The following is a 21663-nucleotide window of genomic DNA, read 5'->3' as shown; positions in this document are numbered from 1 at the left end:
GGCCGATTTCATCAGCATGCGAAACCGGTGCTCACACAAAACAAGGCGAACCCTCGGGAATGCCAAAAAATAAGAAAGGAAAACATATGCTTGCCAAAGTATCCAAAATCTCTACCGCTGTAATGCTGGGAACCATGATGCTTGCCGGTGCCGCCGGTAACGCCATGGCCGCAGAAAACAAAACCGTGCTGACCATGGTCGCACAGCAGGAAACCGCCTGGGTCAAGAACTTCAACCCCTTCCTGCAAGCGGGCTTGCTGCACACAACCCGTCACTTCATCTATGAACCGCTGGTGATCTTCAACGATATGCAGGGTGGCAAACCCGTCTATCGTCTGGCCACCAACTATGCGTTCAGCGATGACCTGAAATCCGTCACCTTCGATCTGCGTGACGGCGTGAAGTGGTCTGACGGCGAAGCGTTTGATGCCGATGACATCATCTTCTCCTTCAATCTGGTCAAGGCCAACAAGGCGCTGGATGAGCGCTCAATCTGGACCCAGATCAAGAGCGTCGAGAAGCTGGCCCCCAACAAGGTCAAATTCGACCTGACCGAGGTCAACACCAACGTGGTGAATGATCTGGTGCTGGTACCTATCGTGCCGGAGCATCAGTGGAAATCGGTGAAAGATCCGGTTGCCTTCACCAACGACAAGCCGGTTGGTACTGGCCCCTTCACCGAAGTGGACAACTTCTCCGCCCAGCTCTATACCCAGTGCCGCAACCCGCACTACTGGGATAACGCCAACCTCGCCATCGACTGTATCCGCATGCCGCAGATGGCCACCAACGACCAGGTGCTGGCGGCTGTCATGAAGGGTGACATCGACTGGTTCGGCTCCTTCGTGCCGGATATCGAGCGCCTCTACGTCGGCAACGATCCGAAGAACAACAAATACTGGTTCCCGGCCTCCGGTACCGTGGCGTTCAACGTCAACTTCCAGACCAAGAACCCGGGCAATAACGAAGCCTTCAACGACATCAACTTCCGCCGCGCCTTCTCCATGGCGATGGACCGCCAGTCCATGGTGGATATCGCGGGCTACGGCTACCCCACCGTCAACGAGTACCCGTCAGGTCTGGGCAAAGCCTTTGACTCCTGGAACAACCCGGAAGTGGACAAGAAGTACGGCAAGTACAACAAGTTCGATCTGGAAGGGGCCAAGGCACTACTGAAAGAGGCAGGCTACAAGGATTGTGACGGCGACAAGTTCCTCGACACTCCGAGCTGCAAAAAGATCGAGTTCAAGGTATTGGTACCGAACGGCTGGACCGACTGGGTCAACACAGTTCAGATCGGTGTAGAAGGGCTGCAGGCGCTGGGCCTGAACGCCAAGACCGCGACCCCGGAAGCGACCGTCTGGACCGAGAACCTGATCACCGGTGACTTCGATGTCGCCCTGCAGGGTTACTTTGCCGGTGCCAACCCGCACAAGTACTTCGAGACCGCGTTCCACTCCCGCAACATGGGTGACCGTGGCAACCGCTTCGCCGCGCCCCGTTACAAGGATCCCGAGCTCGACAAGCTGATCGATGACTTCACCCAGACCGCCGATGCGGCCAAGCAGAAGGAGATCATGTTCGCCATCCAGGATCGTGTTGGAGCCAACCAGACCATCATTCCGGTCTTCAACAACCCGACCTGGTACGAGTACAGCACCAAGCGCTTCAACGGCTGGTTCAGTGCTGATAACCCGGTAGCCAAACCTCAGCTCCACCCGGACACCCCTGAGCGTCTGCTGCACGTGTTGTCCCTCAAGCCAAACAGCTAAACAATCCCGGCCCCCTGCGGGGGGCCATCTTCCCCGTTAATCCCCTTCTTGCCCGACTTTGCCGGGGTTGGGGTAGCTATACCCGACGCGGGGCAGACTTGCAGTAAAAGGTACTATCATGGGATTCATACTGAGACGCTTTTCCTTCTACCTGGTTGCCTTTCTGGTAGCCGCCACCATCAACTTCCTGTTACCCCGTGCCATGCCAGGGGATCCTGTCTCCGTGATGTTTGCCCGCGCTGGCGCCATGATGGAACCCGCCGCCCTGGAAGCCCTCAAAGCCACCTTCGGCTTTGTCGACGGCCCCATCGGCACCCAGTTTCTCACCTATGTGAAGAGTGTATTCACCTGGGATCTCGGCACCTCGGTGCGCTTCTACCCGCAGCAGGTCTCTGACGTGCTGGGCCGTGCCATCGGCTGGACCCTGTTTCTGGTCGGCACCTCCACCATCCTTAGCTTCTCCATAGGTTCCATCGTTGGCATCTTCGCCGCCTGGTATCGCGGCGGCCGGATGGACAGCATTCTCTCCCCGCTCACCCTGGTGATGCAGGCCATTCCGCCGGTGGTGGTCTCCCTGCTCGCCCTATTCCTGTTCGGGGTCAGCCTCGAGTGGCTGCCCATCGGCTACGCCTACAGCCCGGAGATCAAGGCTGACTGGGGCTGGGAGCACATCAAGAGCATCATGACCCACGCCATCATGCCGGTGCTGACCCTGGCCGTGGTGCAGGTGGGGGGCTTTCTTATCACCATGCGCAACAACATGATCAACCTGCTGGGCGAGGATTACATCACCATGGCCAAGGCCAAGGGGCTCTCCAGCAACCGGGTGATTTTCAACTACGGCGCCCGCAACGCCATTCTGCCCAGCGTCACCGCCCTCTCCATGGCGCTCGGTTTCGTTATCGGTGGCTCTCTCATCACCGAAGTGATCTTCAACTACCCGGGCCTGGGCCTGACCCTCTATCAGGGCATTCTGGCCCGCGACTACCCCCTCATCCAGGGGCAGCTGCTCATCATGACCATCACCATGCTCAGCTTCAACTTCCTGGCCGACGTGCTCTACGTCTTCCTGGATCCCCGTCTGCGTACAGGAGGCAAATAAGATGCGTATGCCGACCATTCTCAAAATCCTGCTGGGCAACAAGAAGGCTGCCTGTGGCCTCGCCATCGTGGTTGCCTTCGTACTGATGGCCCTCTTTGCCCCCATTCTGGCCAGCAACGAGCCGACCAAACGGGTGGCTCGCCCGCACCAGCCGCCCAGTGCCGAGTTCGTGATGGGTTCAACCCGCATGGGCCACGACATCTGGGCCCAGTTCACCAACGGCGCCCGTATTTCGCTGCTGGTGGGCTTCAGCGCAGGCCTGCTGGTCTGCACCCTGGCCGTCGCCATCGGCATCACCGCCGGTTACTTCGGCGGTCTGGTGGATGAGTGCCTCACCTTCCTGATGAACGTGGTGCTGGTGATCCCCAACCTCCCCTTGCTACTGGTGCTGGCGAGCTTTATCGGGGAGGCGTCACCGGCGGTAATTGCCGTGATAATAGGGTTGACCTCGTGGGCCTATGGCGCGCGGGTCATCCGGGCCCAGACCCTGGCCCTGCGCGAGAAAGAGTTCGTCATCGCCGCCGAAGTGCTGGGCGAGCCGGCCTGGCGCATCATTCTGGTGGAGATCCTGCCCAACCTCATCTCCATCATCGGGGTGAGCTTTATCGGTTCCATCATCTACGCCATCGTCACCGAAGCGACCCTGGAGTTCCTGGGGCTTGGCGACCCGACCGTGGTGAGCTGGGGCATCATGCTCTACAACGCCCAGACTTCCAGCGCCATTCTGGTCGGCGCCTGGTGGGAGATCCTGGCCCCCTGCTTTGCCATCGCCACCCTGGGTGCCGGTCTGGCTCTGCTCAACTTCGCCATCGACGAGATTGCCAACCCGCAGCTGCGCTCCCACAAAGGGCTGAGCCGCTGGAAGAAACTTGCCACCCCGGTCGCCACACCACTCTCTGCCGCACAGGAGAAGACAGCATGAACAAGCATCCCCTGCTGTCAGTACGCAATCTTTGCGTCGACTACATTACCGAAAATGGCGACGTGCGCGCCGTCAACTCGGTGAGCTTCGATATCAGACAGGGCGAGATCTTCGGTCTCGCCGGTGAGTCGGGCTGCGGCAAATCCACCGTCGCCTTCTCGGTGGCCCGGCTGCACAAGCCGCCCGCCTACATCAGCGGTGGCGAGATCCTGTTCAAGGGGGAGAACATCCTCCATTACAACGACGAGCGGCTGCGCTCCTATCGCTGGCAACAGGTGTCGGTGGTGTTCCAGTCCGCCATGAACGCCCTGAACCCTGTACTGCGGATGGAGGAGCAGTTCTGCGACGTGCTGCTGGCCCACAACCCCGGCATGACCCGTTACGAGGCGATCAAGCGCGCCCAGGAGCTGCTCACCATTGTCGATATCCACCCGAGCCGGCTCAAGGACTACCCGCACCAGTTCTCCGGCGGCATGCGCCAGCGGCTGGTGATTGCCATCGCCATGGCGCTCAACCCCGAGCTGCTCATCATGGATGAGCCAACCACGGCACTCGATGTGGTGGTACAGCGGGAGATCCTGCAGAAGGTCTATGCCCTGAAAGAGAAGTTCAACTTCTCCATTCTGTTCATCACCCACGACCTCTCCCTGATGGTGGAATTCTGCGATCGCATCGGCATCATGTATGCCGGTGAGCTGGTGGAGGTGGCTCCTTCCAAGGCAATCCTGACCGCGCCGCTACACCCCTATACCAGAGGGCTCGGCAACTCCTTCCCGCCCCTGCACGGGCCGAAGAAGGTACTGGAAGGGATCCCGGGCACACCGCTCAACCTGCTGGAGGTGCCGGTCGGCTGCCGCTTTCAGGCCCGCTGCGGCAAGGTGCACGATCGCTGCCGTCAGGAGTACACCAGATTGGCCGAGATCCGCCCCGGGCAACAGACCGCCTGCCACCTCTATGAGGAGCAGGGACTGCAACAAGATTCCGTGATCTATCTGGACAAGGCCGCTGGCTGTTAAGGATGTCTGTCATGCAAATCGCCAAAACCGATGCACCCATCATCGAAGTCCAGCACCTCTACAAGGACTTCCCCATCAACTCCAATGCCATCAAGAGTGGCAAGATGCGGGCACTCTCCGACATCACCTTCAACCTGCACCGGGGCCGCGCCCTGGCGGTGGTCGGGGAGTCGGGCTCCGGCAAGAGTACCATCGCCAAGATCATCGCCAAGATGTACAAACTCAGTGCCGGGCGCATTCTCTATCGCGGCCACGATCTGGAGGAGTTCAACAAGGGCACCGCCCTGCTGGACTATCGCCAGAGCGTGCAGATGGTGTGGCAAGATCCGTTCGGTTCATTGAACCCGACCCACACCATCTATCACCACATCGCCCGCCCCCTGCTGCTGCACAGCAAGGTGATCGACAAGAAAGACTTGCCCGACATGGTCCACGCCCTGCTGGAGAAGGTCGGCCTGACCCCCGCCAAGGCCACCGCAGCCAAATATCCGCACCAGCTCTCCGGCGGCCAGCGCCAACGGGTCAACATCGCCCGCAATCTGGCGGTGGAGGCTGAAGTGGTGCTGGCGGACGAGCCGACTTCCATGCTCGACGTCTCCATTCGTATCGGCATCCTCAACCTGATGGAGCAGATGAAGAACGAGCTCGGCGTCTCCATGCTCTACATCACCCACGACATCGCCACCGCCCGCTATGTGGCGGAAGATCTGGCAGTCATGTATGTGGGTCACATGGTGGAGTGGGGCGAGGTGGACGAGATCCTGCACCACCCGCAGCACCCCTACACCCAGCTGCTCATCTCGGCGGTGCCCGATCCGGAGAAGAGCATCCACGCCGAGCTTGAGGGCGGCCGCAAGGGGGAGATCCCGCTCTGGACGCCGGAGTCCTGCGGTTGCCCCTTTGCCGGGCGCTGCAATCAGGCAATGCCCCGCTGCAAGGAGGCGCTCCCCCCTATCACCAAGCTTGCCGACAACCACTTCGTGCGCTGCTACCTCTACGAGTGAAGGTGAACCCGATACCGGCCGGACAACCCTGTCCGGCCATGCCTCGATACGGGGCGGCCACAGCCCCGTGATGTGCCTCACCGCCCGGCGGTGAACCACAGGAGTAATACCTTGATGGAACTCTTGATCAATCAGGTGGGCTACGAGTGCGACGGACACAAGGTCGCCCTGTTGCAAACCTCCCCCGCCCCTGATCTCGGCGGCTATGTCAGGCTGCAACGCCTTGATGATGGCCAGATCCTGTTTGAAACCCCGCTGCAACCGGCTGGCAGCGTCCCCGGCTGGCAGGGCCGCGCTTACTGGCGTGCCGACTTCTCCGCCTTCAAGGAGCCCGGCCACTATCGGCTGGAGGCGATCACTGTCCCCATAGGCGCAGCCGCTACAGAGCAGCGCATAGTCCGCTCCACCCGCTTTGCCATCGGCCAGGATCTGCTGGCCAGCCGCTGCCTCTCCGATGTCATTCACTACTTCAAGGGGCAGCGCGCCAGCGGCACCTTCGATCGGGCCGACCGCAACGCCCGCCTGTTTGGCACCGACCAGCACAAAGATGTACACGGCGGTTGGTTCGATGCCAGCGGCGACATGAGCAAGTACCTGAGCCACCTCTCCTACGCCAACTACCTCAACCCCCAGCAGACCCCCATGGTGGTGTGGGCCCTGCTCAAGTGCCGGGAACTGCTGGCCCCGCGCCGCGATATCGACGGGGTGAACCTCTGCAAGCGGCTCAATGACGAGGCGCTGCACGGCGCCGATTTCCTCTGCCGGATGCAGGATGAGTCGGGCTTCTTCTACATAACCCTGTTCGACAAGTGGAGCAAGGACCCTGCCCAGCGCGAGCTGTGCGCCTATGCCACCCAGCAGGGGCTCAAGTCCGCCAACTGGCAGGCGGGTTTTCGCCAAGGGGGCGGCATGGCTATCGCCGCGCTGGCCCGCGCCGCCCGCGAGAGCGTCAGCGGCAACTTCGATGCCAGCCGCTACGCCGAGGCCGCCAAACGCGGCTACCTGCATCTGCGTGAACACAACCTCTCCTATCTGGATGACGGGATCGAGAACATCATCGACGACTACTGCGCCCTGCTGGCAGCGGTGGAGCTGACCCGCACCTTCGGCAACGAGTGGCTGAATGAAGCGAGAGTCCGTGCCAGCAAGCTCTGTGCCCGCCAGCGCCCTCATCCTGAGCTGGGTCACTACTGGTCGGCCAACGAGGATGGCTCGCGCCCCTACTACCACGCCGCTGAGGCGGGTCTGCCGGTACTGGCGCTGCTGGAATATCTGGGCGTAGAGCCGGATCAGGAATACAAGGCCAGGGTACAAACCGTGGTGGAGCAGGCGCTGGCCGCCGAGCTGGCGCTCTGCGCCCGCGCGGGCAACCCCTTCTCCCTCGCCCGCCAATATGTCAAAGGGGTGGATGAAGCGCCGCGCGTCAGCTTCTTTATGCCCCACAACAACGAATCCGGTTACTGGTGGCAGGGGGAGAACGCCCGCCTCGCATCTCTGGCGACCATGGCCTTTGCTGGCGCCCGCCACTTCCCCCGCCAGAGCCAGCCGCTGCTCACTTATGGCCAGCGCCAACTCGACTGGATCCTCGGGCAAAACCCCTTCAACGCCTGCATGCTGGCGGGCCACGGCATCAACAATCCCGCCTATACCGCCGGGTATCCCAATGCGCAAGGGGGCATCTGCAACGGCATCACCTCAGGGTTTGATGACGAAAATGAGGTGGCCTTTATTCCGGAGGAGTACAGGGAACGGCTGGATCAGAACTGGCGCTGGGGCGAGCAGTGGATCCCCCACGCCGCCTGGTTTACCCTGGCCATCAGCTGGCAAAATGCCGCAGGAGGTCGCCATGATTGAGTACTGGGTCGGGGTCGATGGCGGTGGCACCCACACCCGCGCCCGCATTCGGGATCGGGCGGGCAAGCTGCTCGGCGAGGGGCGCGCGGCCGGCTCCAATCTGGAGCTGGGCATTCCCCATGCCCACGCCAATGTGCTGGCCGCCATCGCCAGCGCCCGCCTTGCCGCCGGGCTCGACATCGAGAGTGAACAGCAGATGGGGGTCGGACTGGCGCTCGCCTCTGCCGAGCTGGCCGACTGCTATCACGCCCTGCTCGAGATGCCCTTCCCCTTTGCCAGCGTCAGGCTCACCTCTGATGCCTTCGGTGCCTGCCTCGGCGCCTTTGGCGGCCGTGAGGGTGCCATTCTGATCGCAGGTACCGGCTCGGTGGGGCTGGTCTATCAGGAGGGGCAGATCCGCACCTGCTCCGGCCGCGGCTTCCCCATTTCAGACATAGGCAGCGGCGCCTGGCTGGGGCTGCGCGCCATCCAGCAATCCCTGCTCTGCCACGACGGCATTCTGCCCCCCAGCACCCTCGCCATCCGCCTGATGGACCGCTTCAAGCGGGATCAGGCCGAGGTGGTACGCTGGGCCGCCCGCGCCATTCCGGCGGACTATGGCCACTTTGCCCCCTGGGTATTCGATGCCGCCAGCGATGGCGACGAGCTCGCCAACCAGCTGCTGGACGAAACCTGCGAACAGCTGCGGATCCTGCTGGAGGGAATGACCCAGCTCGGTGCCAGACAGATCGCCCTGCTGGGGGGGATTGGCACCCGCCTCGCTCCCCGTCTCGGCCAGCTCAACCTGATCCCCCCCCAGGCAGATGCGCTCGATGGCGCCATCCTGTTTGCCCAATCAGAGGATTTTCCATGTCTACACCCCTGATCCACACCCAGGTCGCCCGACGTGACGGCGAGGATGTCTGGTTCACCTTCACCCTATCCCGCATGCCGGATACCCGGTGGAAGCTGCACTTCTGTCTGGCTCGCCATATCGACCCCGACTCCTTGCAAGGGGGCGAGCTGGAGCGCCAGAGCGGCAGCTACAAGGTGATTGTCCCGAACGCTGACAGCTGCGAGCTGCGCTTTTGCTGCCGCCAGACGCCCATCAAGAAGCTCTCCGACATGCCGCAGGGCTTTTTCCTCAGCTTGCCGGAGGCGACCACGGGTGCCCAACTGCTGCCGGTGACGCTGGCAGCTCAGGATCTCGGACTGGAGAACCCGCCGGTAACCCGCCCCGACCTGCCGGATGTCGAGTCCCTGCCCGGCATAGTGCCGCAACCGGCCCATCTGGTGCAGCTGGAGGGGAACTTCCGGCTGGCCGAGCGGGCTCATGTCAGCGCTCCCCGCGATGTGCCGAAACTGCTGGCCCACTTCAACGAGCTGACGTCGCTGGCGCTGGAGCAGGATCACGACGCTGAAATCCGGCTGACCGAGGCCAAACTGGCACCCGAAGCCTACCAACTCACCATCACGCCGCAGGAGGTGGTGATTGCCGCCGCCGACGAAACGGGCTGGCGCCATGGGCTGGTGACGCTAGCCCAGTGGTATCTGCAACATGGGGAGAGCCTGCCCTGCGTCACGCTGGAGGATGCCCCGCGCTTTGGCTTTCGCGGCATTTTTCTCGACTGCGCCCGCCACTTCCACACCCCGGCCACCATCAAGCGTCTGCTCAAACTGATGAGCCTCTACAAGTTCAACCGCTTCCACTGGCATCTGACCGATGACGAGGGGTGGCGGCTCGAGATAAAAGTCTTCCCAGAGCTGACCGACGTGGGTGCCTGGCGCGGCCACGATCTGGCGATCGGCCCCCAGCTCAGCGGCGGTGCCGAACCCTATGGCGGCTACTACACCCAGAGCGAGGTGAAGGAGCTGGTGAGCTATGCCAGTGAGCTCGGCATCACCGTCATTCCCGAGATCGACATTCCGGGCCATTGCCACGCCGCCATCAAGGCGCTGCCCGAGCTGCTGATCGAAACGGCGGATCACTCCCGCTACCGCTCGGTTCAGCATTTCGATGACAACGTGCTCAACCCCGCCCTGCCCGGCACCTACCGCTTTCTGGAGGCCGTGCTGGACGAGGTATGCGAGCTCTTCCCCGGCCCGCAGATCCACATGGGGGGTGACGAGGTGCCGACCGGGGTCTGGACCGACAGCCCCACTTGCCAGCAGCTGATGACCGAGCAGGGCTACGCCGACTGCCGTGAGCTGCAGGGCCATCTGCTGCGCCATTGCCAGCGCTATCTGGCCGCCAGAGGCAAACAGATGATCGGCTGGGAGGAGATCCTGCATGGCGACAAGGTGAGCCGCAAAGCGGCCATCTGTGCCTGGACCAGCTTTCAGGCGGGGCTGGATGCTGCCGCAGCCGGTTATCCAGTGGTAATGGCGCCCGCCCAGTTCCTCTATCTGGATCTCGCCTGGAGCGCCGATATTCATGAACCCGGCCTCTACTGGGCGGGTACCCTCAATCTGGAGCAGATCTACTCGTGTGACCCTGCCCCAGCCGATTTCCATGCCAACGATAACATCCTCGGGGTGCTGAGCCCCTTGTGGTCAGAATTGATCACCAGCCGTGATCGTCTCGACTACATGTTGTTCCCGCGTATGCTGGCCACGGCCGAGGTGGCCTGGAGCGATCCCGCCCACAAGGGCTGGGAGCACTTCGCCGCCCGCCTGCCGGGTCAGCTGCAGATCCTCGATCAGTTGCAGGTGCGCTACCGGATGCCACAGAGGTAATGTTGTCTCTACTTTGGCGGCCAATCGGCCGCCTTTTTTACGATTAGCCAACAAAACATCAACTTCCCCCCTACCATTCATCCGCCATTATTGGCAAAATCCAGCCCCCAACGAAGCTGATCTGCCTCCTGCTGGCGCGAGCCTGCGGCCACCTCTAGATCTGCCACAATAACAACGACAACATTATCAACAAGAACATCGGAGCGTATTCCTATGACCCGCAGAGACGTCCATACCCTGGACAGCGAAGTGGAGTTTCCTGCCGACGTACAACTGGTCTCCACCACTGACCTGCGCGGGGTGATCACCTACGCCAATCCGGCTTTTTGCACCATCGCCGGCTATAGCGCCGACGAGCTGGTCGGTCACAACCACAATCTGGTACGCCACCCCGACATGCCCAAGGCCGCCTTCGCCGATCTCTGGGCCCGCCTCAAGGAGGGCAAACCCTGGCGCGGCATCGTCAAAAATCGCTGCAAGGATGGTCGTTACTACTGGGTAGATGCCTATGTGACCCCCATCTATGAAGGCAACAGGATCAGCGGCTACCAGTCGGTACGCTGCAAGCCCGAGCCCCAATTCAAGCGCATCGCCGCTCAGACCTACCAAGCCCTGCTCAAGGCCGAGCGCGGCAACAGCAGCAACCTTCCCTCTCTTGCCAGAGTGCGCACCCCGGCCATTACCCTGCTGCTGCTCGGCATGATGGGCTGGGCCTTCGCCAGCCAAGGGGCCATAACCGTCCTGATGATGCTGCTGCCCCTGTTGCTTCTTGGCGGAGCCTACTGGCGCGAGATCTTTGCCCTGCCCCACTATCTGCAGCAACTGGGCCGTGAATATGACAGTCTGACCCGGCTGGTCTACTCCGGTGACAACCCCGGCGCCATTGCCGATTTTCATATCAAGATGCTGCAGGCCCGCATACGAACCGTGTTGGGGCGGATCAACGATGCCACGGCACCTCTGCAAACCCTGGCCATCAATCTGAAGCAGGCCTCTCATCAAGCCTGTCTCGATATCAACGAGCAAGATGCCCAGACCCAGCAGATGGCTACAGCGATGACTCAAATGGCCAACACAGCTCACGAGATCGCCCGCAACATTCAAGACTCCAACGGTCAGGTCAACGAAGCTCGCAATCGTTGTGAACAAACCAACCAGCAGTTGAACCAAACCGAGCAACAGATCGAACAGCTCGCCAAACAGGCTGAGCTGGCGTTCAACTCGGCGGTAGAGCTCGCCAGTGAATCCGAACGGATTGGCAGTGTCATGGGCGAGATCCAGGGCATCGCCGAGCAGACTAACCTGCTGGCCCTCAACGCTGCCATCGAAGCGGCTCGCGCCGGGGAGCAGGGCCGTGGTTTTGCAGTGGTCGCAGACGAGGTGCGTACTCTATCGACCCGCACCCACAAAGCGACCGAGCAGATCCAGGGCAGCATCAAGCAGATCCAGCACACGCTGGGACGTTGGAAGGGGATGATGCAGGAGAACCTGCAACAGACCCGCGCATGTGCCGAGATGACCCGCCAGGGCGCCAGCAGCCTCCATACCGTGCTGGCAGAGATAGAGCTGGTCACCGAACACTCCACTCAGATCGCCACCGCTGCTGAGCAGCAACAAGCGGTCGTGGAGGAGATCAGCCGCAGCATCCACCAGATCTCCGAGTACTCCCACGCCAACAGTCAGAAGATGCTGGATGTCGATCACTCAAGTCAGGCTCTGCTGGAACGGGCCAAGCAACTGAAGGGGCTTAGCCAGACCTTCGGCTGAATCATTGCCAGCCCCATGACAGAAGCGCCACAATGGCGCTTCTGTTGTTTTTGACGAATCGGGTCTATGAGCATTGAACCAAGTCCATCCCCATTGAACAAAACAGCCCGTATCGAAGCGATCATCGCCCTGATCCCGGCAGGCCGGGTGGTCAGTTACGGTCAGGTGGCCGATCTGGCGGGGCTGCCCGGACGGGCAAGACTGGTGGGCAAGGTGCTGCGGGAAACCGACAAGGTACTGCCGTGGCATCGGGTGCTGGGCGCAGCGGGCACCATCTCGTTACCGAAAGGGTCGGCTGACTTCGACAGACAGGCGGGATTGCTGCAGGAAGAGGGCGTGCCCGTGATTGGTGGAAGGGTCAGAATGAAGGAGTGGCAATGGCAGCCCGATCTGGCCGAGCTGCTTTTTCTACTGCCGTTTTGAGGAGAGCACAGCCGGATCACTCCAGCGGCGCCAGGATCTCGTCGCTGCGCACCTGCACCGGTATGGTCTCATCCGCTCGCTGCAGCAGCACCAGCAGGCTCTGCCGGTCAACCTCCAGCACATAGGCCGCCCCTTCCCGGGTCATGCAGCTCATGCCTGGCCGGATCTCGTTAATCTCCATCTCAACCTCCTTGTCTACTTCGCGATTGACGACTGCTGCACTCCTTGCAGCTGTCTCAGTATACCGCTATCCATAAGCAAAGAGGCCCCTTGTCGGGGCCTCTTTTCATCACGCTTTTTTAGCCTTTGGCAAACTCTCTTGCCAGGTACCGTTGTCGTAGTGAGCGGTCCAACCGGTCGCCTTGCCGTTGACCTCGCTCATCACGTACTGCTCCTTGGTCTTGCGACTGAAGCGCACGATGGCGGGGTTGCCGTCCGGATCGGTGAGCGGGGCACCGGCCAGATACTTGTGCTTGGCGGAGATGCGATCCTTGAAGCGCTTGAGCTCTTCCACCAGCGGCGCGCGGGTCTCGCGGGATTTGGGGAAGTTGCTGGCCGCCAGGAACAGACCAGCAGCCCCGTCGCGCAGCACAAAGTGAGCATCGGACTGGGTGCACTTGAGTTCCGGCAGCGGCACCGGATCCTCCTTCGGCGGCGCGATGTCGCCGTTTTTCAGGATCTTGCGGGTGTTCTTGCAGGTCTCGTTGGTGCAGCCCATGTACTTGCCGAAACGGCCGTTCTTGAGCTGCATCTCGGCTCCGCAACGGTCGCACTCGATGCTCGGCCCTTCGTAGCCCTTGAGCTTGAACTGGCCCTTCTCGATCTCGTAGCCATCGCAGTCCGGGTTGCGACCACAGACGTGCAGCTTGCGGCTGTCATCGATGATGTAGGCATCCATCGCAGTGCCACAGACACCGCAGCGGTGCTTGGCGCGCAGCGCTTCGGTTTCCGCCTCTTCACCGTCAGTGGCGGAGACAAATTCGTCGGCAGAGACCAGGTTGATGGTCTTCTTGCAGCGCTCTTTGGGCGGCAAAGCATAACCGGAGCAGCCGAGGAACACGCCGGTGGTGGCGGTACGAATCCCCATCTTGCGGCCGCAATCCGGGCAGTCGATGTCGGTCATCACCATCTGGTTGGCACGCATGCCGCCCTCTTCGGGCGCCTTGTCAGCCTTCTCCAGCTCCTGGGTAAACTCGGCGTAGAAGGCGTCCAGCACCTTCTTCCACTCAAGGCTCCCTTCGGCGATGCCATCGAGCTTGTCTTCCATCTTGGCGGTGAACTCGTAGTTCATCAGCTCGACGAAGTTCTCCACCAGACGATCGGTGACAATCTCGCCCATCTTCTCGGCGAAGAAACGGCGGCTCTCGACCCGCACATAGCCGCGATCGACGATGGTGGAGATGATGGAGGCGTAGGTAGACGGACGGCCGATGCCGCGTTTTTCCAGCTCGCGCACCAGCGCCGCTTCGGTGAAACGGGCAGGCGGCTTGGTGAAGTGCTGGCGCGGATCCAGCTTGACCAGTTTCAGCACCTCGCCAACGGTCACCGCAGGCAGCTGGCTATCTTCGCCCTTGCGACCCATAGGCGGTAGTGCCTTGGTCCAACCGGCGAAGCGCAGGGTACGGCCACGGGCCTTGAGCTCGAACTCACCCGCCTTGACGGTCAGAGTGGAGGCGTCGTATTGAGCCGGGGTCATCTGGCAAGCAACGAACTGACGCCAGATGAGATCGTACAGACGCATGGCATCCGGCTCCATCCCTTCCAGCATCTCGGCAGTCACCTGTACGTTGGAGGGACGGATCGCTTCGTGCGCTTCCTGGGCATTGGCCTTGGCGCCATACAAATTCGGCTCGGCTGGCAGATAGGCCGCGCCATACTGCTCGCCGATATATTCACGCACCGCCTCAACCGCCTCTTTGCTGAGGTTGGTGGAATCGGTACGCATATAGGTGATGTAACCCGCTTCATAGAGACGCTGGGCCATCATCATGGTCTTCTTGACCCCGAAGCTCAGACGGGTAGAGGCCGCCTGCTGCAGGGTGGAGGTGATAAACGGCGCGGACGGTTTGGAGCCGGTCGGCTTGTCTTCCCGGTTCACCACCTTGTAGTCGACCCCTTCCAGGGCTGCGACAGCGGCAAAGGTCTCGGCCTGGGTCACCGGCTTGAAGTCAGCCCCGTTGCGGCTGACCACTTCCATCCGCAGATCGCTCTTGTCGGCAGTCAGCAGGTCGGCATTGAGATCCCAGAACTCGACCGGAACGAACGCCTTGATTTCGCGCTCTTTATCGACGATGAGACGCACCGCAACGGACTGCACCCGACCGGCGGAGAGACCGCGGGCCAGTTTCTTCCACAGCAGTGGGGAGACCATGTAACCCACTACGCGGTCGAGGAAACGACGGGCCTGCTGGGCATTGACGCGGTCAATATTGAGTTCGGACGGCTGGGCGAACGCCTCCTTGATGGCGCTCTTGGTGATTTCGTTAAACACCACGCGCTTGTAGCGGCTGTCGTCGCCACCGATGATCTCGCGCAGGTGCCAGGCGATCGCCTCTCCTTCTCTATCCAAGTCGGTTGCGAGATAGATGGTGTCGGCTTTCTCGGCCAGACTTTGCAACTCGCTGACCACCTTCTCCTTGCCGGGCAAAATCTGGTAGTTAGCCTTCCAGCCAGCGGTCGGATTGATACCCATCCGGGCAAACAGGGCCTTGCGATCCTTGGCAGCCTTCTCGGATTCGCTCAACTTGATGCCGCGAATGACAGGTTTCTTGGGCTCGGTGCTGGCGCTGCCGCTGGTGGGCAGATCGCGAACATGACCAACGCTGGATTTCACCACGTAGTCCTTGCCCAGATATTTGTTGATCGTCTTGGCCTTGGCCGGAGACTCCACTATGACCAGTGATTTGCCCATGCTGTAACTATTATCCTCATTGCACCCGACGGGGTTGGTGTGCGGTTTTGTGGGGCTGTATAAGAGATTTGGCGCGAAAAAGCAATCTTGTGAGCAAATTTGCCTGACCAGCCCGAACCACACGGCTTCTTTTATTGCTTCTTTATTTATTAATGCGAAGGCAACAGGCCGGACGCAACCGCTTTTTCAATTTTCTGCCATACCGCCCCTCTTTTTATATCTGAAACGACATAAAAACGTCTGCTGGTTACCGGCTTGTTACAAAAACATAAAATCTCTTTATAATGGCCTAACCCCGACGCATTGTGCGCGGAAGGAACCGCTACCCATCATAAAAATCGAAAGGATGTACTCAATGAAGCACTTCGAGGTCAATTTCGACGGTCTGGTCGGCCCGACTCATAACTATGCTGGCCTCTCCTACGGCAACGTTGCCTCCCAGAGCAATGCCCATGAGGCTTCCAATCCGAAAGAGGCCGCCAAACAGGGGCTGCGCAAGATGAAGGCGCTGACCGAGCTTGGCATGACCCAGGGGGTACTGGCGCCACAAGAGCGTCCCGACCTCGCCACCCTGCGCCGCCTCGGCTTCACCGGCAACGATGCCAGAGTGCTGGAACAGGCCGCCAAACAGGCTCCCGCCGTACTGGCTGCCTGCTATTCGGCCTCCAGCATGTGGACAGCCAATGCCGCCACCGTCTCTCCCAGTGCCGATACCCAGGATGGCCGCATTCACTTCACCCCCGCCAACCTGACCAACAAGTTTCACCGCTCTCTGGAGCCCGACGTCACGGGCCGTATCCTGCGAGCCGTGTTCAACAATGATCGCCACTTCAGCCACCACCTCCATCTGCCGGAGAATGACCACTTCGGCGACGAGGGGGCAGCCAACCACACCCGCCTCTGCCGCGCCTATGGCGAGGCAGGGGTCGAGCTGTTTGTCTATGGCCGCAGTGCCTTTGACTACTCCCGCCCGGCGCCGAAGCGCTATCCGGCCCGCCAGACCCTAGAGGCAAGCCAGGCCATCGCCCGCCTTCATGGCCTTGGCGAGGAGAACGTGGTGTTTATTCAGCAAAATCCGGAGGTGATCGATCAGGGAGTATTCCACAACGACGTGATCGCGGTGGGCAACCAGAACCTGCTCTTCTTCCACCAACAAGCATTCCTCAACACCGAAGCGGTGCTGACCGAAATCCGCGGCAAGTTTGGCGAGGGGGATTTGCACTTTATCGAAGTGCCGACCGCCGAGGTATCCGTGCTGGATGCGGTGAAATCCTACCTGTTCAACACCCAGATCCTCACCCTGCCGAGCGGTGAGATGGCCATCATCGCCCCCACCGAGTGCCGCGATAATCCGGCAGTGTCAGCGTACCTGAACAAGCTGCTGACGCAGGAGACCCCGATCAAGGCGGTGCACTATATGGATGTGAAACAGAGCATGCGCAATGGTGGCGGCCCGGCCTGCCTGCGACTGCGGGTTGCCATGAACGATCAGGAACTCGCAGCGGTCAATCCGGCCTGCCTCATCAACGACAGCCAGTTTGCCCGCCTCGATGGCTGGGTGGATCGCCACTACCGTGACCGGCTGACCCTCGGTGACCTGCGGGATCCGGCACTGGTGCAGGAGTCCCGCAGCGCGCTGGACGAGCTGACCCAGATCCTGAAACTGGGTTCGGTCTACCCGTTCCAGCGCTAGATGTGATGCCCGAGAAGACCGCCGACACTGGCGGTCTTCTGCTATCTCTCTTGTATTCGCCACGATCGTCAAATTGCACAGATGCTGTTTTGTGCAGAAAAGCAGCGCACAACTTGCTGATAAGCTTGAATTTTGAGCTGGATGTATCAAAAAATCGACGAACAGTCATTTTTTACTGCCAGATGCCTGATCAAGGGGTTCACAAAGCCTCTGGATCTGATAGTATGCGCCTCGCACTTGGGGAGGGGTTCCCGAGCGGCCAAAGGGATCAGACTGTAAATCTGACGGCTCTGCCTTCGAAGGTTCGAATCCTTCTCCCTCCACCATTCAAGTGCAAAGTAGTGACAATCAGGAAATACCCCGTGGAGGGGTTCCCGAGCGGCCAAAGGGATCAGACTGTAAATCTGACGGCTCTGCCTTCGAAGGTTCGAATCCTTCTCCCTCCACCATTTCCCTGATTGCAATGGCTGAATACAATTTGCTTTGCCCCTGTGGAGGGGTTCCCGAGCGGCCAAAGGGATCAGACTGTAAATCTGACGGCTCTGCCTTCGAAGGTTCGAATCCTTCTCCCTCCACCATCATTCAAGAAAACCCGGCCTCGCGCCGGGTTTTCGCTTTCTGCTATCCCCCCCACACTTTTTCGGCATTGTCAGATCTGACAGTTGCAATTGCATCCCATCTTGCTCATCGTGGCATCATCGACATCAGAGTGTTCACATCATGTTTGAAGTCTGGGACGAGCATGGTCACGCCACCGGTCTGACATTGCAGGCGCTCAAAGTCAGAATCAGCAACGACTATCAGGGTGATCTGATGGTGCGCTACAGCAACAAGCTGGGACTCCCCACGACCCTCTTTCTGACCATTCATCAGGGCGTTGCCTATCAACGCTTCAAAGCGGGCTCGCCAAAACTGGATTGGGAATGGCTGGCCAGCGCAGGGAATGGCTGGCCAGCGCAGGCAATGGCCACAGCCCCCGCAATCTTATGAGCGAACAGTTCCCCTTACTCCAGCTCTCCCTCGATAACTGAATGCCCCTCTCTTTCGCTCAATAACGTCAATTCATCGATGATTTGCTGTAATTGGGTACGAAAGCGTGTCAGCTCATCGGTACAAGCTGGCGATCCAAACTGACGGATTTTTTCTTCCAATCGCCATGCCTGTTCAGCCAATTCCGGCGCCATCATCATGCTGATGGTCCCCGCCTGACGATGCACCCAATTGGCCAATGCACTGTCATCAAGTGGCTCCTGCACCATCGACTGTTCAAGCTCCTGGCGAAAAAGCGGAAACATCTGCTGCAACTTGTCACCATGACCAAAAAATGCCTCCATGGCCGCAATATCAATCAAGGTTGGCGCGGGTAAGATTCGCCACTTCTGCAACATCTGGCGCAGAGTATCCAGCAGCACCGGTTTGCCCAACAGATCGTCCATGCCCGCGGCAAAACAGCGCTGAGCCTGCTCTGGTAACACATTGGCCGTCATGGCGATGATCAGCTGCCGCTCGCCTTTCTCTGCAGCCCGTATCCTGCGGGTGAACTCGTAACCATCCATCACCGGCATCTGACAGTCACAGAGCACTAGCTCATAGGGATGCTGCGCGACCATCTCGAGAGCCTGCTGGCCATGCTCTGCCACATCGCAGTTCATCCCAAGTTGCCTGAGCTGGCGTATCACCAGCGACTGGTTGAGGGGATTATCCTCCACCAGCAATACCCGGCAGGGCTGCATGGGTGCGCTCTTTCGCATCGCTTTCGTTGCCGTCCCATCGCTCAAGCCAAGCTGGCGATAGCAAACTTCCCGCACCGCATGCCAGGTCATGGGATTGCTGTTGAGGATGTAACCCTCCTCATCACAACGATAACCGAGAGGGGTTGCCAGCGGCAGCACCCGGATAAGCCCGTTGCCCGCCAACTCATGGTCTGTGAAACGCAAATGAGCATCACCAGACTCCAACGTTCGTGTTACCCCCAAGGCATCAAGATGCAACAGCAGGGTGTGGCACAGCTTCTCGTCATGGAGATCGATATGGGCTTGCACGCCATTGAGACGGAGATCCGGCTCTCGCTGTGCCAGCACTGGCAACGTGACCGTCAGGCTGATGAAAGTGCCCAGCCCAGGGGCACTCTCCAGCCGGATCTCGCCACCCATCAAGGCGGCCAGGGTCTGGCAGATACTCAGGCCCAAGCCGGTACCACCATAACTGCGGGTGGTGGAGCTCTCTGCCTGTTCAAAGGCATTGAAGATCCGGCCAAGCGCCTCTGGGCTCATACCGATGCCGCTGTCGCGCACACCGAAGCACAATTGCTGTTGCCCCTCCCCCTGCGACAGCAGTTGCACCGAGATCTCGATAAAGCCCCGCTCGGTAAATTTGATGGCATTGCTGACAAAGTTGAAGAGGATCTGGCGCAGACGCAGCGCATCACCACTAACCCGAGCCGCCACACCGGCATCCGCCCAGAGATAGACGCGCAATCCCTTGCGATGTACTTCGCTCACCGTCATGGTCAGCACGCTGTCGATCAATTCACGGATGAGAAAAGGGGCCTCTTCGAGCTGCATCTTGCCCGCCTCCAGCTTGGCGAAGTCGAGCACGTTGTCGATCAGCGCATGCAACCCCTGGGCACCGCGGTTGATAACCTCCACCATCTGGCGCTGATCCTGAGTCAATTCGGTAAAGGTGAGCTGTTCCGCCATACCGATAATGCCATTCATAGGCGTGCGAATTTCGTGGCTCATGGTGGCCAGAAACTCCCCTTTCTGCGTGGCGGCAGACTCCGCCTTGGTCTTGGCTCTGGCGAGTGCTGCCTCAACCTGATGACGACGGACTATCTCCTGACGCAGCCGCCAGTAAGCCACCGATAGCACCAGAATAAAGAGCGTGATCGCCATCCCGGCGGGCAGCAGGGTTCGCACCAGTTTCGCTCTGGGGATACCTTCGCTGTAATTGAGCGCCAGCCAACTGTTGCGTATCTGGCGCTTCTCCTTGTCGCTCATGCTGGCAAGCACCCGGTTGACCAGGGGCAACAAGGGGACGTAAGGCTCACGCACCGCAACGGCCAACTCATCTTTGAAGGGGGTGGGGGCGGCAATATGAAGCCGGTCATCAAACTGCTCGGTGACAAGACGGGAGACCACCACCAGATTACCGATATAGGCATCTCCCTCACCTGCGGCAACACGGGTGAGTCCCTCGCCAGCGCTCTTGGTCGTGATCAACTTAAGGTCAGGCACCATTGCCCTCAGCTGGGGGATCAGCATGCTGTCGGTCAGCAACAGCTTTTTACCGGCCAGATCGGAGAGATCCCCGATCGGAATACTACCGCGCGCCGTCACCAGCACCATCGGGAATGATGCGAAGGGTTCGCTGGCATGCCAACCCACCAGCCGCTCGATAATGCGAGCGGGTAATACCGCCAGATCCACATCATGATGCAGCAGCAGTTGTTGCAGTTCCGGCCAGCTCTGTAGAGGGACGCTGCTGTATGCCAGCCCCAGCTTCTCTTGCAACACCTTCAGATAATCCGCTATCAAGCCGACCGAATTGCCCTCCTGATCGTGATAAGAGAAGGGCACCCAGCCGGGGATCAACCCCAGCTTGAGTGGCGGCAACGTCGAGAGCCAGCCACGCTCATCAGGCCGAAGCAAGAAATTGCTGTGCCCCATAAAGTTGGGCTCCAGGCTCTCCCCCAACCAGCGTTTCTCCAGTTCACTGCGCGCCTCGACCGTTAGCGACTGAATGGCAGTATCAAGCCGGATGGCAAGAGTGTGTTTCTGGCTGGCGACGCCAAGATGCAGGGTTTCCATCAACAAGGGAGACTGGGCAACCACCGCCAACGCCGGATGACGCTCGATAAACAGATTGGCCACATGGAGATTGCCGATGTAGGCATCCGCCCGACCTTGCTCAACCGCCTGCAATGCACGGTGCGTATCGACAAAAAGTCGCGGTGTGACATTGGGATAATGCAGCTTGACCAGCTTCTCGGTCAGAAAGCCTTTTTCGATGGCAATGCTTGCGGACTGCAACCGGCTCACATCCCGAAACAGGGGGCTGTCCTGGCGCACCACCACCACGGTCGGCGAAGTGTAGTAAGGCAGGCTATAGGTGACACACTGACGCACCTCAGAGTTAAAGGCATCGAGCAGGATATCCAGCTTGCCATGGCAGGCATCGGTATACATGGCTTCCCAGTCAGGGTAGACCTGCCAGGCAATCCGGTAGTCCAGCTTTTTGGCTAATTGTTCCATCAATTCAACGCTAAAGCCGGCGGCGACCTTGCCGTCCCACTGCTGAAACGGGCCCCACCCTCCGACCAATATGCCTACTTCAATCGTGGGTACAGAAGGCCCCTTTGCCGCAAATACGGCAGGCGTCAAGAAAAAAACAGAGACAATAATTATGAATCGTTTGATTAATGACATAAGCAAACAATACATAGACATAACGATTCACATATATTTGTCAAAAGATATATGCTC

At 60.0% G+C, this 21663-nt stretch carries 15 protein-coding genes and 3 tRNA genes; 15 read left to right on the top strand and 3 right to left on the bottom strand.

Annotated features, from left to right (window positions below; all coding sequences use genetic code 11):
- Positions 1-86: 86 nt before the first annotated feature.
- The 10 genes from I6L41_RS01370 (at position 87) to I6L41_RS01325 (ending at position 12575) form a co-directional block, all read left to right on the top strand.
- Complete coding sequence (locus I6L41_RS01370; protein ID WP_005353816.1) at positions 87-1772, top strand: ABC transporter substrate-binding protein; 1686 nt, start codon at positions 87-89, stop codon at positions 1770-1772.
- 118 nt (positions 1773-1890) lie between these two features.
- The gene (locus tag I6L41_RS01365) at positions 1891-2874 is read left to right on the top strand and encodes an ABC transporter permease (RefSeq protein WP_005353818.1); all 984 of its coding nucleotides are present in this window, start codon (positions 1891-1893) and stop codon (positions 2872-2874) included.
- A 1-nt stretch (position 2875) separates the two neighbouring features.
- Positions 2876-3796, top strand: a complete 921-nt coding sequence (locus I6L41_RS01360; protein WP_005353820.1) for an ABC transporter permease — start codon at positions 2876-2878, stop codon at positions 3794-3796.
- Positions 3793-4812 carry an ABC transporter ATP-binding protein gene (locus tag I6L41_RS01355; RefSeq protein ID WP_005334876.1) on the top strand — a complete coding sequence of 340 codons (1020 nt, stop codon included), beginning with the start codon at positions 3793-3795 and terminating at the stop codon, positions 4810-4812. Before I6L41_RS01360 ends, I6L41_RS01355 begins: the two co-directional genes overlap by 4 nt.
- Before the next feature lie 11 nt (positions 4813-4823).
- Positions 4824-5816, top strand: a complete 993-nt coding sequence (locus I6L41_RS01350) for an ABC transporter ATP-binding protein (protein ID WP_111807744.1) — start codon at positions 4824-4826, stop codon at positions 5814-5816.
- Between the two features lie 114 nt (positions 5817-5930).
- Positions 5931-7670: a glycoside hydrolase family 9 protein gene (locus I6L41_RS01345; RefSeq protein WP_216961444.1), complete on the top strand. Its 1740-nt coding sequence runs from the start codon at positions 5931-5933 to the stop codon at positions 7668-7670.
- Positions 7663-8535, top strand: coding sequence for a BadF/BadG/BcrA/BcrD ATPase family protein (locus I6L41_RS01340; RefSeq protein WP_216961441.1), 873 nt, complete (start codon positions 7663-7665; stop codon positions 8533-8535). Before I6L41_RS01345 ends, I6L41_RS01340 begins: the two co-directional genes overlap by 8 nt.
- On the top strand, positions 8520-10385 hold the full coding sequence (locus I6L41_RS01335; protein ID WP_216961437.1) for a beta-N-acetylhexosaminidase: 1866 nt from the start codon (positions 8520-8522) through the stop codon (positions 10383-10385). Before I6L41_RS01340 ends, I6L41_RS01335 begins: the two co-directional genes overlap by 16 nt.
- Before the next feature lie 213 nt (positions 10386-10598).
- Positions 10599-12152: a PAS domain-containing methyl-accepting chemotaxis protein gene (locus I6L41_RS01330; RefSeq protein ID WP_216961434.1), complete on the top strand. Its 1554-nt coding sequence runs from the start codon at positions 10599-10601 to the stop codon at positions 12150-12152.
- A gap of 66 nt (positions 12153-12218) precedes the next feature.
- Entirely contained in the window at positions 12219-12575 is a 357-nt protein-coding gene (locus tag I6L41_RS01325) for an MGMT family protein (RefSeq protein WP_216961431.1), read from the top strand.
- 16 nt (positions 12576-12591) lie between these two features.
- On the opposite strand, the gene I6L41_RS01320 is transcribed toward I6L41_RS01325, so the two are convergent.
- Both I6L41_RS01320 and topA read right to left on the bottom strand, forming a co-directional pair.
- Positions 12592-12756 carry a hypothetical protein gene (locus I6L41_RS01320; protein ID WP_005334891.1) on the bottom strand — a complete coding sequence of 55 codons (165 nt, stop codon included), beginning with the start codon at positions 12754-12756 and terminating at the stop codon, positions 12592-12594.
- Between the two features lie 108 nt (positions 12757-12864).
- Complete coding sequence (gene topA / locus I6L41_RS01315) at positions 12865-15486, bottom strand: type I DNA topoisomerase (RefSeq protein ID WP_216961428.1); 2622 nt, start codon at positions 15484-15486, stop codon at positions 12865-12867.
- A 355-nt stretch (positions 15487-15841) separates the two neighbouring features.
- Here topA and astB point away from each other — a divergent pair, with 355 nt between their 5' ends.
- The 5 genes from astB (at position 15842) to I6L41_RS01290 (ending at position 18169) form a co-directional block, all read left to right on the top strand.
- Complete coding sequence (astB, locus tag I6L41_RS01310) at positions 15842-17179, top strand: N-succinylarginine dihydrolase (protein WP_216961425.1); 1338 nt, start codon at positions 15842-15844, stop codon at positions 17177-17179.
- 241 nt (positions 17180-17420) lie between these two features.
- Positions 17421-17505, top strand: a tRNA-Tyr gene (locus I6L41_RS01305).
- A 38-nt stretch (positions 17506-17543) separates the two neighbouring features.
- A tRNA-Tyr gene (locus tag I6L41_RS01300) sits at positions 17544-17628 on the top strand.
- Positions 17629-17672: 44 nt separating this feature from the next.
- Positions 17673-17757, top strand: a tRNA-Tyr gene (locus I6L41_RS01295).
- A gap of 142 nt (positions 17758-17899) precedes the next feature.
- Entirely contained in the window at positions 17900-18169 is a 270-nt protein-coding gene (locus tag I6L41_RS01290; RefSeq protein ID WP_254203368.1) for a hypothetical protein, read from the top strand.
- A gap of 14 nt (positions 18170-18183) precedes the next feature.
- On the opposite strand, the gene I6L41_RS01285 is transcribed toward I6L41_RS01290, so the two are convergent.
- Positions 18184-21432, bottom strand: a complete 3249-nt coding sequence (locus tag I6L41_RS01285) for a transporter substrate-binding domain-containing protein (RefSeq protein ID WP_367947668.1) — start codon at positions 21430-21432, stop codon at positions 18184-18186.
- Between the last annotated feature and the right edge of the window lie 231 nt (positions 21433-21663).

This window comes from Aeromonas sp. FDAARGOS 1411 (assembly GCF_019047125.1).
In the GTDB taxonomy this organism is placed as follows: Bacteria; Pseudomonadota; Gammaproteobacteria; order Enterobacterales; family Aeromonadaceae; genus Aeromonas; species Aeromonas veronii.
This window is presented reverse-complemented; position numbering and strand designations above follow the sequence as displayed.

Excerpts from the sequence above, each read along its gene's own strand:
- I6L41_RS01370 (WP_005353816.1), top strand. The coding sequence starts at position 87 with ATGCTTGCCAAAGTATCCAAAATCTCTACCGCTGTAATGCTGGGAACC.
- I6L41_RS01365 (WP_005353818.1), top strand. The coding sequence starts at position 1,891 with ATGGGATTCATACTGAGACGCTTTTCCTTCTACCTGGTTGCCTTTCTG.
- I6L41_RS01360 (WP_005353820.1), top strand. The coding sequence starts at position 2,876 with ATGCGTATGCCGACCATTCTCAAAATCCTGCTGGGCAACAAGAAGGCT.
- I6L41_RS01355 (WP_005334876.1), top strand. The coding sequence starts at position 3,793 with ATGAACAAGCATCCCCTGCTGTCAGTACGCAATCTTTGCGTCGACTAC.
- I6L41_RS01350 (WP_111807744.1), top strand. The coding sequence starts at position 4,824 with ATGCAAATCGCCAAAACCGATGCACCCATCATCGAAGTCCAGCACCTC.
- I6L41_RS01345 (WP_216961444.1), top strand. The coding sequence starts at position 5,931 with ATGGAACTCTTGATCAATCAGGTGGGCTACGAGTGCGACGGACACAAG.
- I6L41_RS01340 (WP_216961441.1), top strand. The coding sequence starts at position 7,663 with ATGATTGAGTACTGGGTCGGGGTCGATGGCGGTGGCACCCACACCCGC.
- I6L41_RS01335 (WP_216961437.1), top strand. The coding sequence starts at position 8,520 with ATGTCTACACCCCTGATCCACACCCAGGTCGCCCGACGTGACGGCGAG.
- I6L41_RS01330 (WP_216961434.1), top strand. The coding sequence starts at position 10,599 with ATGACCCGCAGAGACGTCCATACCCTGGACAGCGAAGTGGAGTTTCCT.
- I6L41_RS01325 (WP_216961431.1), top strand. The coding sequence starts at position 12,219 with ATGAGCATTGAACCAAGTCCATCCCCATTGAACAAAACAGCCCGTATC.
- I6L41_RS01320 (WP_005334891.1), bottom strand. The coding sequence starts at position 12,756 with ATGGAGATTAACGAGATCCGGCCAGGCATGAGCTGCATGACCCGGGAA.
- topA (WP_216961428.1), bottom strand. The coding sequence starts at position 15,486 with ATGGGCAAATCACTGGTCATAGTGGAGTCTCCGGCCAAGGCCAAGACG.
- astB (WP_216961425.1), top strand. The coding sequence starts at position 15,842 with ATGAAGCACTTCGAGGTCAATTTCGACGGTCTGGTCGGCCCGACTCAT.
- I6L41_RS01290 (WP_254203368.1), top strand. The coding sequence starts at position 17,900 with ATGTTTGAAGTCTGGGACGAGCATGGTCACGCCACCGGTCTGACATTG.
- I6L41_RS01285 (WP_367947668.1), bottom strand. The coding sequence starts at position 21,432 with ATGGAACAATTAGCCAAAAAGCTGGACTACCGGATTGCCTGGCAGGTC.